The sequence below is a fragment of the Gordonia desulfuricans NBRC 100010 genome (genome assembly GCF_001485495.1).
In the GTDB taxonomy this organism is placed as follows: Bacteria; Actinomycetota; Actinomycetes; order Mycobacteriales; family Mycobacteriaceae; genus Gordonia; species Gordonia desulfuricans.
In genome coordinates, this window is sequence record NZ_BCNF01000066.1 from 25,880 (window position 1) to 40,938 (window position 15,059).

General features: G+C 68.6%; 12 protein-coding genes. 3 read left to right on the forward strand and 9 right to left on the reverse strand.

Annotated elements, in window-relative coordinates:
* Positions 1 to 27 precede the first annotated feature (27 nt).
* Positions 28 to 1,146, forward strand: a complete 1,119-nt coding sequence (locus GD1_RS11695) for an NDMA-dependent alcohol dehydrogenase (protein ID WP_020792833.1) — start codon at positions 28 to 30, stop codon at positions 1,144 to 1,146.
* A gap of 382 nt (positions 1,147 to 1,528) precedes the next feature.
* On the opposite strand, the gene GD1_RS11700 is transcribed toward GD1_RS11695, so the two are convergent.
* The 9 genes from GD1_RS11700 to GD1_RS11740 form a co-directional block, all read right to left on the reverse strand.
* Positions 1,529 to 2,137: a TetR/AcrR family transcriptional regulator gene (locus tag GD1_RS11700; protein ID WP_059037157.1), complete on the reverse strand. Its 609-nt coding sequence runs from the start codon at positions 2,135 to 2,137 to the stop codon at positions 1,529 to 1,531.
* A gap of 16 nt (positions 2,138 to 2,153) precedes the next feature.
* A complete protein-coding gene (locus GD1_RS11705) occupies positions 2,154 to 2,969 on the reverse strand; it encodes an enoyl-CoA hydratase family protein (RefSeq protein WP_059037158.1) in 816 nt (271 codons plus the stop codon).
* Between the two features lie 42 nt (positions 2,970 to 3,011).
* Complete coding sequence (locus GD1_RS11710) at positions 3,012 to 4,178, reverse strand: acyl-CoA dehydrogenase family protein (RefSeq protein ID WP_053778508.1); 1,167 nt, start codon at positions 4,176 to 4,178, stop codon at positions 3,012 to 3,014.
* On the reverse strand, positions 4,175 to 6,232 hold the full coding sequence (locus tag GD1_RS11715; protein WP_059037159.1) for an acetyl/propionyl/methylcrotonyl-CoA carboxylase subunit alpha: 2,058 nt from the start codon (positions 6,230 to 6,232) through the stop codon (positions 4,175 to 4,177). Before GD1_RS11715 ends, GD1_RS11710 begins: the two co-directional genes overlap by 4 nt.
* An 85-nt stretch (positions 6,233 to 6,317) precedes the next feature.
* The gene (locus tag GD1_RS11720) at positions 6,318 to 7,916 is read right to left on the reverse strand and encodes an acyl-CoA carboxylase subunit beta (protein ID WP_053778506.1); all 1,599 of its coding nucleotides are present in this window, start codon (positions 7,914 to 7,916) and stop codon (positions 6,318 to 6,320) included.
* Entirely contained in the window at positions 7,913 to 9,073 is a 1,161-nt protein-coding gene (locus GD1_RS11725; protein WP_020792562.1) for an acyl-CoA dehydrogenase family protein, read from the reverse strand. The genes GD1_RS11720 and GD1_RS11725 overlap by 4 nt, the downstream gene beginning before the upstream one ends.
* Positions 9,074 to 9,163: 90 nt before the next feature.
* The gene (locus GD1_RS11730) at positions 9,164 to 10,885 is read right to left on the reverse strand and encodes an acyclic terpene utilization AtuA family protein (RefSeq protein WP_053778505.1); all 1,722 of its coding nucleotides are present in this window, start codon (positions 10,883 to 10,885) and stop codon (positions 9,164 to 9,166) included.
* A gap of 4 nt (positions 10,886 to 10,889) precedes the next feature.
* Positions 10,890 to 11,708: a TIGR03084 family metal-binding protein gene (locus GD1_RS11735; protein ID WP_053778504.1), complete on the reverse strand. Its 819-nt coding sequence runs from the start codon at positions 11,706 to 11,708 to the stop codon at positions 10,890 to 10,892.
* A 124-nt stretch (positions 11,709 to 11,832) separates the two neighbouring features.
* The gene (locus tag GD1_RS11740; RefSeq protein WP_053778522.1) at positions 11,833 to 12,759 is read right to left on the reverse strand and encodes a PaaI family thioesterase; all 927 of its coding nucleotides are present in this window, start codon (positions 12,757 to 12,759) and stop codon (positions 11,833 to 11,835) included.
* Positions 12,760 to 12,867: 108 nt separating this feature from the next.
* On the opposite strand from GD1_RS11740, the gene GD1_RS11745 reads away from it, so the two are divergent.
* Entirely contained in the window at positions 12,868 to 13,428 is a 561-nt protein-coding gene (locus tag GD1_RS11745) for a hypothetical protein (protein WP_238403974.1), read from the forward strand.
* Between the two features lie 56 nt (positions 13,429 to 13,484).
* Entirely contained in the window at positions 13,485 to 15,056 is a 1,572-nt protein-coding gene (gene fadD1, locus GD1_RS11750; RefSeq protein ID WP_059037160.1) for a fatty-acid--CoA ligase FadD1, read from the forward strand.
* Positions 15,057 to 15,059: the final 3 nt, after the last annotated feature.

Genomic DNA, 15,059 nt, shown 5'->3' on the forward strand with positions numbered 1-15,059 from the left:
ACCCATCACGACAAAGGAGTCCGCACCATGAGCATGACCACCAAGGCCGCCGTCCTCACCGGCCCCGGCAAGCCGTTCGAGATCGTCGAACTCGACCTCGACGAGCCCCGCGAGGGCGAGGTACTGATCAAGTACACCGCCGCCGGCCTGTGCCATTCCGACCTGCACCTGACCGACGGCGACCTCCCGCCGCGCTATCCGATCGTCGGCGGTCACGAGGGGTCGGGGATCATCGAGGCGATCGGTCCGGGCGTCACCAAGGTCAAGCCCGGCGATCACGTGGTGTGCAGCTTCATCCCCAACTGCGGCACCTGCCGCTACTGTTCCACCGGGCGACAGAACCTGTGTGACATGGGTGCCACCATCCTGGAGGGCTCCATGCCCGACGGCACCTTCCGATTCCATTCCGGCAAGGACGATTTCGGCGCGATGTGCATGCTCGGCACCTTTGCCGAACGGGCCACCATCAGCCAGCACTCGGTGGTCAAGGTCGACGAGTGGCTGCCGCTGGACAAGGCCGTGCTGGTCGGCTGCGGTGTACCGTCGGGCTGGGGTACCTCGGTGTACGCCGGTGGGGTCCAAGCCGGTGACACCGTGGTGATCTACGGCATCGGCGGACTGGGTATCAACGCGGTGCAGGGTGCGGTGTCGGCGGGCGCCAAGTACGTCGTGGCCGTCGATCCGGTCGCCCTGAAGCGCGAGACCGCCCTGAAGTTCGGTGCCACACATGCCTTCGCCGACGCCGACGAGGCCGCGGCCAAGGTCAACGAGCTCACCTGGGGCCAGGGTGCCGATCAGGCACTGATCCTGGTCGGCACCGTCGACGAGCAGGTGGTGCAGAGCGCGACCGCGGTGATCGGCAAGGGCGGCACCGTGGTGATCACCGGCCTGGCCGATCCCACCAAGCTCACCGTGCACGTGTCGGGCACCGATCTGACCCTCAACCAGAAGACCATCAAGGGCACTCTGTTCGGTTCGGCCAATCCGCAGTACGACATCGTCCGGCTGCTCCGTCTCTACGATGCCGGCCAGCTCAAGCTCGACGAGCTGATCACCCAGACCTACACCCTCGACCAGGTGAACGACGGTTACCAGGATCTGCGCGACGGCAAGAACATTCGCGGTGTGATCATCCACGACAGCTGAGTGACACCCAGGGACGCGACCACCGCCGAGGTGGTCGCGTCCCCACGGCCATGGCTCAACCACCCACCACGAGTTGATGATTGAGCCGGGACCGAGCCAGAAAGGCGAGGACCCGAGTCGAAATCCCCGCAACACACACCCGGCGCCAACCACCCCCAAACCGGTCACGCCCGCAGCTCAGCCCACCAAGGTTTCGACACAGGTACTCGCTACGCTCGGTCCTGGCTCAACCACCCACCACGAGTTGATGATTGAGCCGGGACCGAGCCAGAAAGGCGAGGACCCGAGTCGAAATCCCCGCACCACACGCCCCGGGTCCCAACCACCCCGGAAACACAGGTCCTCGCTCAACCACCACCAGGCGTCACCGAGTGAGTCTCGATCAGACCAGCATCGCGCGCATCATCTCCGACCAGGTCGCGACCACCTGGGCGCGACGGGCGGAGTCGTCGGAGAGGGTGTCGGCGAGGCCGAGTCCACGTGCGAGGTCGAGCGTGGCCTGCACAGCACGGTGGGCAGCGTCGTCGTCGGGTTCGGCGCCGAGTACGGCCATCGTCGTACGGTGTGCCGCTCGCGCGAACCTCGCCTCCATCGGCAGGATCAGCGCCCGGAGGGCCGAATCGGATGCCGCGGCCGCCCAGATCTGCAGGGCCGCCTTGAATTCGGTACCGGTGTACATTGCGACCGCATGCTCCACGGCCACCGACACACGGTCGGCATCGTCGGGCACCGGATGTGCCCGGGTGGCCGAGTCGGCGAGGTCGTCGAAGACCTGCTCGAGCGTCGCGGTGATCAGGGCCTCGCGGGTCGGGAAATGATGTTGTGCCGCACCGCGCGACACCCCGGCCCGCTCGGCCACCGCCGCCACCGTGGCGGCCGACCAGCCGTCCTGCGCGAGCGCCTCGATCGTCGACGACAACAGGCGCTCACGGGTGATCCGTGATCGCTCCTGTTGTGGTTCACGCCGATTCGTGCGGCCTGCGGTGGTCATGGTGTCACTGTAGTGGTCATGCCGTCTCCGACCGTCCGGAGAGGTCCCACGCAGGTGGCCGTTTCCCGAGGAAGGCGGCCATCCCCTCACGTGCCTCGTCGCTGCCGAACAATGCCGCGGACTCCTCGGCGCGCAGGCGGGCGTCGCGGTCGAAGTCGCGCAGGATCGACGCCGTGGTCAGCCGCTTGGACGCGGCCAGCCCCTGCGGTGACGCCTTGCCGATACCCGCGAGGATGGCGGCCACCTCGGTGTCGAGGTCATCGGCGGTGGCACAGGCCCGGGTGAGGAGTCCGATCTGCTCGGCCGTTGCCGGATCGAAGGTCTCACCGGTCAGGTAGTAGCGACCCGACGAGCGCGCGGTCATCTTGGGCAGCAGCACCACCGAGATCATCGCCGGCGCCAGACCGAGCCGTGCCTCGGTGAGTGCGAAGGTCGACGACGGTCCGGCGACGACGATGTCGGCGGCTCCGATCAACCCGAACCCTCCTGCCCGCACGTGCCCGTCGATCCGCGCCACCACCGGTTTCGGCAGTTCCAGGATGGTCCGCATCACCTGCAGCATCGCCTCGGTGCCGGCCGCCGAGGCCTCCTCGACACTCGCGCCACGGCGCAGCGCCTCCCCGAGGTCGGCGCCGGCACAGAAGGTGGACCCCGCGTGGGTGAGCACCACCGCACGCACGTCCGGGGCGGCACCGGCCGCCCGCAACGCCGACAGCAACCGCCCGACAAGCTCCTCGCCCAACGCATTTCGGTTGCTCGGGGAATCCAGCGTGATCGTGGTGATGCCGTTGACGGTGGTGGCGTGCACCACCTCCGGCGATGTCTCGGTCATCGTGTCTCTCCTCGGCCGGGTGCTCGGTGTGACGGGGGGTGGTCAGTACGACTTGGGCAATCCGAGACTCGTCTGCGCGACGAAGTTCAGGATCATCTCGCGGCTGACCGGTGCGATCCGGGCGATCCGGGCCAGACTCAGCATCGGCGCCAGCCCGTATTCACTGGTCAGCCCGTTGCCACCCAGCGAGTGGACCGCCTGGTCGACGATCTTCACGCATGCCTCGGCGGCCGCGTACTTGGCCATGTTGGCCGGTTCGGCGGCACCCCAGTCGTCGCCTGCGTCGTAGAGGGTCGCGGCCTTCTGCATCATCAGCTTGGCCATCTCGAGCTCGATCTTGCCCTGCGCCAGCGGATGTGAGATGGCCTGGTGGGTGGCGATCGGCGCCTTCCACACGGTGCGGTCGGAGATGTAGGCGACGGCCTTGTCGAGGGCGAAGCGCCCCATACCGACCGCCGAGGCCGCGGCCATGATGCGTTCGGGGTTCAGCCCCGCGAACAGCTGGCTCAGCGCCGCGTCCTCGGAACCGACGAGTGCATCGGCGGGGAGCCGGACATCGTCGAGGAACAGCTGGAACTGCTTCTCCGGGTTCTGCAGTTCCATCTCGATCAGCGTGTAGGTGAAGCCCGGCGCGTCGGTCGGCAGGATGAACAGTGCGGGCTTGAGCTTGCCGGTCTTGGCGTCCTCGGTGCGCCCGACGATCAGCACGGCGTCGGCCTGGTCGACACCGGAGATGAACACCTTCTGCCCGTTGAGGATCCAGTCCGATCCGTCACGGCGCGCGGTGGTGGTGATCTGATGGGAGTTGGAGCCGGCGTCGGGTTCGGTGATACCGAATGCCATGGTGAGCGTGCCCTCGGCGAGACCCGGCAACCACTTCTGCTTCTGTTCCTCGGTGCCGAAGCGCGCGATGATGTTGCCGCAGATGGCCGGGGAGACCACCAGCATCAGCAGTCCGGTCCCGGCGGCCGCGATCTCCTCCATCACGATCGCCAGCTCGTACATACCGGCGCCACCGCCGCCGTACTGTTCGGGCAGGTTGACCCCGATGAAGCCGAGTTGTCCTGCCTCCCGCCACAGTTCGTCGGTCTTGCGGCCCTCGCGGGCGCACTCGCGGAAGTAGTCCTGCCCGTACTTGGCGGCCAGTCCGGCGACCGCCGCGCGCAGCTCGGATCGTTCGGTCGTCTCGACGAACGGGTTGTCGGTCATGCGTTCCCCTCCTGCTCGGCCGCGGCAGATGCTGCCCGGGCCCCTTCTGTTCCGTTCACGTCTGTTCGGTTCGTATCACCGTCGGTGATCACGGCCAGTACATCGCCGACGGCGAGCTGGCGGCCCGGTTCGACCGCGAGGGTGGCCACCACACCGTCGGCGGGGGCGCTGATCGTGTGTTCCATCTTCATCGCCTCGAGCCAGATGATCGGCTGACCGGCGGTGACGGTGTCGCCCTCGGCGACGGCCACCCGGATCACCGCCCCCGGCATCGGCGCCAGCAGCGATCCCGGCCGCTGCACACTGGCCGGGTCGACGAAGCGCGGCGTACGGCGCAGGTGCACACCGAATCCCGGTCCGTCGACGTAGACATCGGTCTCGCCGTAGCGGGCCACCGTCAGGGTCTGCTGCACCCCGTCGGCGTCGGCCAGGGTGACGGTGTCGGCGCCGACGGCGACCACGACCAGCCCCGGGGCGTCCGGCAGTTCCACGCCGTCGCGGGTGTGGCGGTAGCGCACCACCGTCTCGGTGTCGTCGGGCAGCAGATAGGTCTTGGTCTGATAGCCCGACGCCATGTTGCGCCAGCCCGATTCGAGGCTCGCCTGGACGCGGGCGGAGTCCCGGTTGGCGGCGCCGGTCGCGAGGGCCGCCGCGATGGTGGCACGGGCGCGGGCCGCCTCGTCGGCCAGCGGCGCCGACAGCACGTCGATGCCCACCTCGTCGAGGTAGCCGGTATCGGTCTCACCGGCGCGGAAGGTCTTCTCGCGCAAGATGTTCACCAGCAGGTCACGGTTGGTCACCGGGCCGTGGATCCGCGCATCGGCGAGGGTGCGGGCCAGCATGGCCGCGGCACGCGCCCGGTTGGGCGCCCAGGAGATGACCTTGGCCAGCATCGGATCGTAGAAGGTGGAGATCTCCGAGCCGTCACCGATCGAGGAGTCCAGACGGACGCCCGGACGGTCCAGCGGACCGAACGACGTCACGGCGTCGAGTGCAAACGTGTGCACGGTGCCCGACTGCGGCTGCCATCCGGCGGCCGGATCCTCGGCATACAGGCGCACCTCGATGGAGGCACCTCGCGCCGCCGGCGGCTCGGCATCGAGCTTCTCCCCCATCGCGATCCGCAGCTGCCACTCCACCAGGTCGGTGCCGGTGGTCAGTTCGGTGACCGGGTGCTCCACCTGCAGGCGGGTGTTGGTCTCCAGGAAATAGAACCGGCCGCGATCGTCGGCGAGGAACTCCACGGTGCCCGCACCGGTGTAGCCGATCGCGCCCACCGCGGTGCGCGCGGCGGCGTAGAGCCGTTCCCGCATGTCCTCGCCGATCCGCTCGACCAGCGGTGCGGGGGCTTCCTCGACGACCTTCTGGTGACGACGCTGGATGGAGCATTCCCGCTCGCCCACCGCCCAGATCGTCCCGTGGGTGTCGGCGAGCACCTGCACCTCGATGTGGTGTCCGCGTTCGACATACGGTTCACAGAACACCGTGGGATCACCGAACGCCGACTCGGCCTCGCGTCGGGCGCCGGCCACCTGCTCGGCGAGATCGTCGAGCGAACGGACGATCCGCATGCCACGTCCACCGCCACCGGCGGACGCCTTGATCAGCAGCGGCAGGTCGTCGGCGGTGACCGCATCGGGATCGATGTCACCGAGTACCGGCACCCCGGCGTCGGCCATCAGCTTCTTGGCGTTGACCTTGGAGCCCATCGCGGCGATCGCCGACGGCGGCGGGCCCACCCACACCAGTCCGGCGTCGAGCACGGCGGCGGCGAACTCGGCGTTCTCCGAGAGGAATCCGTAGCCGGGGTGGATCGCGTCGGCACCGGCCGCGCGTGCGGCGGCGATGATCTGCTCGCCACGCAGATAGGTCTCGGCAGACGTCGTGCCGGGCAGTCGGATCGCGGTGTCGGCGGCGGCCACATGCGGCGACGCGGCGTCGGGATCGGAGAACACCGCGACGGTGTCGAGCCCCATGGCGGCCGCCGAGGTGAACACCCGGCGGGCGATCTCGCCGCGGTTGGCGACGAGTACCGAGGTGATCGGTCCGGCCATGGCCGGTCCGTCGCCTGCGGCTCCCGAGGCGCTCCCGGACGTGGTTGTTGCTGCGGTGATCGTGGTGTTGTTCAACGTTGTCCCCTCACATCCGGAAGACGCCGAAGTTCGACGTCCCCTCCACCGGTCCGCTGTGGATCGCCGACAGGCACAGTCCGAGGATCGTGCGGGTGTCGCGCGGGTCGATCACGCCGTCGTCGTAGAGCATCCCGGACAGGAATGCCGGCACCGACTCGGCCTCGATCTGTGCCTCGATCATCTGGCGCATCGCGGCGTCGGCGGCCTCGTCGACGGTGCCGCCGCGGGCCTCGGTGGCCGCCCGCGACACGATCGAGATGACGCCGGCGAGCTGCGCGGCCCCCATCACCGCGGATTTCGCACTGGGCCAGGAGAACAGGAAACGCGGGTCGAAGGCGCGTCCGCACATGCCGTAGTGCCCCGCACCGTAGCTGGCGCCCAGCAGCACCGACAGATGCGGGACCTTGGAGTTGGAGACGGCGTTGATCATCATCGAGCCGTGCTTGATCATCCCGCCCTTCTCGTACTCCTGCCCCACCATGTAGCCGGTGGTGTTGTGCAGGAACAGCAGTGGGGTGTCGCTGCGGTTGGCGAGCTGGATGAACTGGGCCGCCTTCTGCGATTCCTGGCTGAACAGCACGCCCTGCGCGTTGGCGAGGATGCCGATCGGATAGCCGTGGATACGCGCCCATCCGGTACACAGCGAGTTGCCGTACTCGGACTTGAACTCGTCGAAGTCGCTGTCGTCGACGACGCGGGCGATCACCTCGCGCGGATCGAAGGGGATCTTCAGATCACCGGGGACGATGCCGAGCAGTTCCTCGGTGCTGTAACGGGGTTCGACGACCTCGGCGACCGGCTTCGGCCCCTGTTTGCGCCAGTTGAGGCGGGCCACGATCCGCCGTCCGATCCGCAAGGCGTCCTGCTCGTCGGCGGCATAGTGGTCGGCCAGACCCGACTGCCGGGCGTGCAGTTGTGCGCCGCCGAGGGATTCGTCGTCGCTGTCCTCACCGGTGGCCATCTTGACCAGCGGCGGACCGCCGAGGAACACCTTGGACCGGTTCTCGATCATGACGACGTGATCGCTCATGCCGGGAATGTAGGCGCCACCGGCGGTGGAGTTGCCGAAGACCAGTGCGATGGTGGGGATTCCGGCCGCCGACAGCCGGGTGAGATCACGGAAGAGTCGTCCGCCGGGGACGAACACCTCCTTCTGGGTCGGCAGGTCCGCGCCACCGGACTCCACCAGGCAGATCACCGGCAGCCGGTTGGCCAGCGCGATGTCGTTGGCGCGCAGGTTCTTGCGCAGGGTCCACGGATTGGACGTGCCGCCCTTGACGGTGGGATCGCTGGCGACGACGAGACATTCGATGCCTTCGACCACACCGATCCCGACGATCACCGACGCCCCGACCGTGAAGTCGGAACCGAAGGCCGCGAGCGGACACAGTTCGAGGAAGGCCGAGTCCTCGTCGATCAGCATCTCGATGCGCTCACGGGGAAGCATCTTGTCGCGCTTGCGGTGTCGGGCGACGCTCTTCTCCCCGCCGCCTGCCAGCGCCTTGTCGAGTTCCACCTGGAGCTCGTCGAGTTTGCCGAGCATCTGCTCGCGGTTGCGGGTGTAGTCCTCGCCGGTCGGGTCGAGGGTGGAACGCAGTGCAGTCATCGTTGGTACCCCAATCGTTTTGCGGCCAGTCCGGTGAGGATCTCGGTGGTGCCACCGCCGATGCCGATGATGCGCATGTCGCGATACTGGCGTTCGACCTCGGTGCCGGTCATGTAGCCGAGTCCGCCGTGCAGCTGAACGGCTTTGGACGCCACCCATTCCCCGGCCTCGACGGCGGTGTTCTTGGCGAAGCACACCTCGGCGATCATGTCGTCGTCCGAGGTCACCTTGCGTTCGACGACGGCCCGGGTGTAGGTGCGGGCGACGTCGATCCGGCGGGCCATCTCGGTGAGGGTGTCCTGCACGGATTGTCGTGTGATGATCGGTTTGCCGAAGGTCTCGCGGTCGCGTGCCCAGGCCAGCGACAGGTCCAGGCAGCGCTGCGCGCTGGCATAGGCCTGCACCGCCAGCGACGAGCGTTCGGACACGAAGGCGGTGGCGATCTGGGCGAATCCGGAGTTCTCGGCACCCACCAGGTTGGTCACCGGCACGCGGACGTCGACGAAGGACAGTTCGGCGGTGTCCGAGCATCGCCAGCCCATCTTGTCGAGCTTGCGGGTGACGGTGAATCCCGGTGTGTCCTTCTCGATCACGAGCAGCGACACCCCCGCGGCCCCGTCGCCGCCGGTGCGTACGGCGGTGACGACGAAGTCGGCGCGTACCGCGGAGGTGATGTAGGTCTTGGCGCCGTTGACGATGTAGTGGTCGCCGTCGCGGACCGCCCGGGTCGTCAGGTGCCCGACGTCGCTGCCGCCGCCGGGTTCGGTGATCGCCAGGCTGCCGATCATCTCGCCGGCGAGGGTGGGTCGCACCCAGCGGTCGATCTGGTCGGGGTCACCGGCGGCGATCAGGTGCGGCAGGGCGATTCCGTGGGTGAACAGCGAGGCGAAGACACCGCCGGCGGCACCGGCGTGGTGTAGTTCCTCGGCGAGGACGGTCGCGTCGATCATGTCGCCGCCGCTGCCGCCGATCGCCTCGTCGACGCCCAGTCCGAACAGCCCGAGTTCGGCGGCCGCGCGGTGGACGTCACGGGGGATCTCTCCGTCGCGTTCCCAGTCGTCCTGGTGCGGCAGGACGTGGCGGGTGACGAATCCGCGGACGGTCTCGCGCAGTGCGCGGCGTTCGGGACCGTCCCACACGGGGTCGGTGATCGGCATGTCTGTGGGTCCTCGCAATCGTGGGCGTGGTGCCGGGATGACGTCAGCAGGAAGCGGATTCGAGAGTGGTTGTGGCGTAGCGGTGGACGCTCAGAGGAAGGACCGCGGAATCGGCACCGGCCGGGAGCGCAGCCACTCCCCCATCCCCTTCGCCTGCGGGTCGAAGCGGACGTTGTCGGCGACGCCGCGGCCGAGCACACCCTCGATCACGAAGTTCACCGCGAGCAGGTTGGGCAGCCGGTGACGGTGGATGGTCAGTCCGTGCACCTCGGGGAGCAGTTCGGCGAGCAGCTCGGCGTCGAGGGTCTCCTCCAGCCACGCGTAATGCTGCGGGTCCCGCACCCACACACCGATGTTGGCGCTGCCGCCCTTGTCGCCGCTGCGGGCACCGGCGATCCGGCCGAGCGGTTGCAGTTCGGTGGGGCCGAAATCGGTGGTGGCCGTGACCGACTGCGGGTCGGACACATCGGGTTCCACCCGGGTGCGCAGGGGACTCGGGTCGATCCGCTCCACCACACCGTCGGGGAAGGCCACGCGATGCTCGACCAGAGCGGCGTCGACGTAGCCGGGTTCGAACACCCCGAAGGGCGATCCGTTTCCGGGCGGGGCGGTCATGGAGAATCCGGGGTAGCTGGCCAGGGCGAGTTCGACTGCGGTTGAAGAGAATGCGCGCCCCACCTTGCCGGCGTCGGAGTCGCGGGCGACGCACCGCAGCAGGGCACTGGCCTGCTCCTCGGTCTGTGCGTCGGCGCGGTCGAGGCGGGACAGCTCCCAGTTGATCTGCTGCGGCAGCGCGGGCAGGGCGGCAAGGAACTGAGCGCGGAACAGTTCGGCCTTGGCCTCGATGTCGAGACCGGTGAGGATCATGGTGATCTCGTTGCGGACGCCGCCGAGATGATTCAGTGACACCTTGGTGGTCTCCGGCGGCGCCTCGCCACGGACGCCGCTGATCGAGACGCGGTCGGGGCCCTCCTGGCCGAGGGTGATGGAGTCCAGGCGGGTGGTCACGTCGGGGCCCAGGTAGCGGGGGCCGCTCACCTCGTAGAGGAGTTGTGCGGTGACGGTTCCGACGGTGACGGCTCCCCCGGTGCCGTCGTGTTTGGTGATCACCGACGAGCCGTCGGCGGCGATCTCGGCGATGGGGAATCCGATGTGTCCGGCGGCGCGCGACTCGCGCAACGGCAGCTCGGTGAAGAAGGCGTAGTTGCCGCCGGTCGCCTGCGCCCCGCATTCGATGACGTGACCGGCGACCACCGCACCGGCGAGCGCGTCGAGATCGTCGTAGTCCCAGTCGAACACGGCGGCCGCCGGGCCGACGGTGAGCGAGGCGTCGGTGATCCGTCCGGTGACGACGACGTCGGCTCCGGCGTCGAGGGCCGACTTGATCCCGAAGGCGCCGAGATAGGCGTTGGCGGTCAACGGTTTCCCGAGACCCAGGTCGGCGGCGCGACCGAGGAGGTCGTCACCGTCGACGAAGGCGATGCCGGCATCGATGCCGGTCCGGTCGGCGAGTTCGCGCAACGCCACGGCCAGGCCGTGCGGGTTGAGTCCGCCGGCATTGGTGACGATCTTGACGCCCTTGTCGACGGCCAGGCCCAGGCAGTCCTCCATCTGACGCAGGAATGTCTTGGCGTAACCGGCCTTGGGGTCTTTGAGCCGGTCCTTGCCGAGGATCAGCATGGTGAGCTCGGCGAGGTAGTCGCCGGTGAGGAAGTCGAGCTCGCCGCCCTCGAGCATCTCCCGCACCGCGGCGAACCGGTCGCCGTAGAAACCGGACGCATTGCCGATCCGTACGCTCTTCTGCACGGTCATGTGATCAGCCCTCCGCTGTCGTGGTCGCATCCGGGGTGGTCGTCGCGGGTTCGCGTCCGGCCCCCGGAGGACCGGCGAAACACTGTGCGATCGTGGACCATTCACGTGCGTCGTCGCCGACGAAGTGCAGTGCGAGATCGGCGGGGGCACGCCGCTGGGTGACCAGCAGGCAGAAGTCGAGCGCGGGACCGCGCACGATGTCGGTGGCGTCGTCGGGGCCCCAGGTCCACAGCGCCCCCGACGGCGCGACGAGTTCGACGCGGAACGGCTGTGCGGGTGGCTGTTTGCCGTTCACCGCGTAGGCGAAGTCGCGGGTCCGCACGCCGATGTGGGCCACGGCCTTGATCCGGTCGGTGGGTTCGAGGGTGACGCCGAGCGCGTCGGCGACGTCGAGGCCGTGGGCCCAGGTCTCCATCAGGCGGGCGGTGGCCATGGACGTGGCCGACATCGGCGGGCCGAACCACGGGATCTTGGTGCCATCCGGAACGGCGAGCAGCGCCGCCGCCAGGGCTTCCCGGGCGGTCCGCCACTGCGCGAGCAGTTCGGCCCCCGGCAGCCGTGCCCCCTGCTCGGCGGCCTCGTCGACGAAGCCGGTGGGATTCTCCAGCGCTTCGGCGACGACGGCGGCGAACGCCGCCGGATCGGTGGCGGCGATCCCCGACTGGGTGTCGGTCCAACTCAGGTGCGCGATCTGATGGGCGACGGTCCACCCGGGTGCGGGGGTCGCAGTGGCCCAGCCGGCGGCGTCGAGACCGGCGACCAGCTCGTCGAGTACCCGGGACTCTGCGGTGAGGTCGGCCACGACCTCCTGCACGTTCGACATGCGATGAGCGTCACACATCCGACAATAAAAATCAAGCACACATGATTGTTTCTGTCGGAGACTGCGCCGCCGGGCGTGACGCAGCGGGTCGCCGACCCGGGCAGACCCAGGTGGCGGGCGGACCCTAGGAGTAGTGGATGTCGGCGCTACCGTCGGCGAGCAGCTTCCCGTCGGCGTCGACCATCGTCGCGCGGAAGGCCGCGATCCGACGACCGATCTTGACCGGCGTGACGTCGACGACGACGTCCACGCCACCGACCGCGGGCGAGCGGTAGAAGCCGAAGGTGAGGTCGCCGACGCGGTAGTCCTTGCCTGCGGCGGCGTGTGCCTGGCCGGCCAGCGAGAAGGCCTGTCCGATGATGGTGGCGATCACGCCGCCGTGCATGGTGCCGAAGACATTCGCCATCCACGGGTCGGTGGCCGCGGTGAAGCGCAGCATGCCGGTGTCGCCGTCGAACTCGATCCGGCCGCCGAGCAGTTCGGCGAGCGGACCGATGGGACGCCGGCCTTCGGCGATCTCGGCGATCACGTCACGTCCGTCGAGGTGGGCCGGAACCGGACCGGGGAGTTCGATGCCGTGTCCGTCGCAGTCCGGGGTGTCGACGGCGATCGGGGTCTCGTCCTCGTCGCCGGCGGCCGGCCGCGCGACCCGCATGTTGCGGGCGAGGCCGGTGCAGCCCAGCGTGCCGTCGGAGGTACGGATGTCGACGGTGGTGATCCCCGTCCCGTCGTCGTGCATCACCACCTCGGCGCTGCAGCTGATCTTCTCGTCGACGTCGATGTGCCCGAGGCCGGACATGGCGAGGCGGGCCTGCATGCTCAGCGCGCCGGCCTCGGCGCCGAGGCGGAAGAACGGGATACCGGCGACGTGGTCGAAGAGCACCCCGAGGGCAGGCAGGTCGATACGCCCGCGATGATCGGCGAATCGCGCGCAGAGTTGTTGCTCGGCGCGGATCGTGGTCCCCTCCACCACCATGTGCCCGATGTGCAGTACGGACATCGGGGTGGCGGATTCGGTCGTGGCAGCGGGAACAGATGGAGCCTCGGTCATGCCCACAGTCCTATCACCCGATACACCCATGTACCCATTTCGACGAAGTGGCCCCTGGATGGGCCCGCTGGTACCGTCGTGTGACGGAAGGGGCTGATGTTACTCATGATGTTGAAGAGAATTGCCGTCTCGGCAGCGGGGGTCCTCGCACTCGCCGTCGCACCCGTTGCCGCCGGAGTCGCCGCTGCCGCACCCGACAGCGGGCCACAGACGAATACGCCGGAATCCGGCACACCGAGCCCTGCAGCACCGGATGCCACCGTTCCGGGGTCGACCGCTCCCACCCAGCCCGCCGTCCGCCAGCTCGACGTGTCCAACCAGACGCCGACCATCGGCATCACGCGCGTGGGCATCCTGCCGACCGGCGGGTTCGTCGCGCCGCTGGCCGCCGCGGCCACGGGTACCGACACCACCGTCGTCTGGCTCGAGCCGATGCCCGGGAACGCGTGCGCCACCAGCCTGCGGACCGCGAAGGTTGCGGTGAGCTGGAAGAACACCTCCACCCACAAGGCCGACGATGCGACCTTCCCGGCCTGCACCTCGGGTAAGCCGACGATCAGTCCGGCGTTGCCGACCGGTGCGGGCACCCTGAGTCTCACCGTCACCGTGCTCGGCGACGGCGGCAACACGGTCACGCTCTCGCCGGGAATCGTCAACGTCAACCGCTAGTAGACATTTTCGCGAATCTGTCCACCGGTAGGTGGAACACGTTCTAGATTTGGGGCATGGCCGACACCGTGACCCAACTCCTCGCCGAACGCAGCGACGACGACAACGTGGCGATCACCTACCAGGACCGCCGATGGACCTGGCGCGAGTACATCGACGAGGCCCGCCGCACGGCGGCCACCGTCCTCACCGACGCCGACCCCGCCCGCCCGATGCACATCGGCACACTGCTGGGGAACACCCCCACCATGCTGATCGCCATCGCGGCGGGCGCGTTCGGCGGCTACGTCACGGCGGGGATCAACAACACACGACGTGGAGACGCACTGCTCGGCGACATCCGGCGCGCCGACTGCCAGATCCTGCTCACCGACGCCGAACACCGCGATCTGCTGGACGGCCTGGATCTGTCGGGGGTCACCGTGATCGACACGTCGAGCCCACAGTGGGCCGAGCGGGTCGCGAATGCCGGTGAGCTGACGCCACATTCGGTGCCGGGTCCGCTCGACCCGTTCATGCTGATCTTCACCTCGGGGACGAGTGGTAACCCCAAGCCGGTTCGGCTGGCACACATGCTGATCCCCTTCGCCGGACCGCCCCTGGTGCAGAAGTTCGGTCTGACCTCCGGCGACGTCTGCTATCTGTCGATGCCGCTGTTCCATTCCGCGGCGCTGCTCGGCGGATACTGCGCCGCGGCGGCCGCCGGTGCGTCGATGGTGCCGGCCCGGTTCTCGGCGTCGACCTTCCTCGACGACATCCGCCGCCACGGCGCGACCTACATGAACTATGTGGGCAAGCCGCTCGCCTACATCCTGGCCACCCCGGAGAAGCCCGACGACGCCGACAACCCGCTGCGCGCGGCGTTCGGCAACGAGGCCACCGATCACGACATCACCGAGTTCGCACGACGATTCGACTGCAACGTCTGGGACGGATACGGGTCGTCGGAGCTGGCGATCATCGTCACCCGTGAGCCCCACACCCCGGCCGGATCGATCGGCAAGGGCTTCCCCGGTGTCGCCGTCTACGACCCGGCCACCGACACCGAGTGTGCCGTCGCCGTCTTCGACGAGAACGGCGCCCTCGCCAACGCCGAGGAGGCGATCGGCGAGCTCGTGAACACCGACGGCGCCGGTATGTTCACCGGTTACTACAACGATGCGGCCACCACCGACGAGCGTCTGCGCGGCGGCAAGTACTGGTCGGGGGATCTCGCCTACCGTGACGCCGACGGCTGGATCTACCTCGCCGGCCGTACCGGCGACTGGATGCGGGTGGACGGCGAGAACATGACCGCCGGACCGATCGAACGCATCCTGCAGCGCATTCCCGGGGTCAATCAGGTTGCGGTATACGGGGTTCCGGACGACCAGGTGGGTGATGCGGTGATGGCCGCCATCGTCCTCGACGACGACGTCAAACTCTCCCCGGACGAGTTCGTCGCCGAGCTGGAGGCACAGCCGGACCTCTCCCCCAAGGCGTGGCCGCGGTATGTGCGGGTCGCCAAGACCCTGCCGACCACGGCGACCAACAAGATCGTCAAGCGGACGCTCAAGGCCCAGGGCCCCACGGCCGGTGACGGCACGCTGTGGGTGCGGGAGCCGCGAACCCACACCTACACCGCGTAGCGG

Coding starts and splice junctions, on each gene's coding strand:
- GD1_RS11710 (WP_053778508.1), bottom strand. CDS start 4,178: ATGACCGACAACCCGTTCGTCGAGACGACCGAACGATCCGAGCTGCGC.
- GD1_RS11715 (WP_059037159.1), bottom strand. CDS start 6,232: ATGGCCGGACCGATCACCTCGGTACTCGTCGCCAACCGCGGCGAGATC.
- GD1_RS11720 (WP_053778506.1), bottom strand. CDS start 7,916: ATGACTGCACTGCGTTCCACCCTCGACCCGACCGGCGAGGACTACACC.
- GD1_RS11745 (WP_238403974.1), top strand. CDS start 12,868: ATGTTGAAGAGAATTGCCGTCTCGGCAGCGGGGGTCCTCGCACTCGCC.
- GD1_RS11740 (WP_053778522.1), bottom strand. CDS start 12,759: ATGACCGAGGCTCCATCTGTTCCCGCTGCCACGACCGAATCCGCCACC.
- GD1_RS11725 (WP_020792562.1), bottom strand. CDS start 9,073: ATGCCGATCACCGACCCCGTGTGGGACGGTCCCGAACGCCGCGCACTG.
- GD1_RS11700 (WP_059037157.1), bottom strand. CDS start 2,137: ATGACCACCGCAGGCCGCACGAATCGGCGTGAACCACAACAGGAGCGA.
- GD1_RS11695 (WP_020792833.1), top strand. CDS start 28: ATGAGCATGACCACCAAGGCCGCCGTCCTCACCGGCCCCGGCAAGCCG.
- GD1_RS11705 (WP_059037158.1), bottom strand. CDS start 2,969: ATGACCGAGACATCGCCGGAGGTGGTGCACGCCACCACCGTCAACGGC.
- GD1_RS11730 (WP_053778505.1), bottom strand. CDS start 10,885: ATGACCGTGCAGAAGAGCGTACGGATCGGCAATGCGTCCGGTTTCTAC.
- GD1_RS11735 (WP_053778504.1), bottom strand. CDS start 11,708: ATGTCGAACGTGCAGGAGGTCGTGGCCGACCTCACCGCAGAGTCCCGG.
- fadD1 (WP_059037160.1), top strand. CDS start 13,485: ATGGCCGACACCGTGACCCAACTCCTCGCCGAACGCAGCGACGACGAC.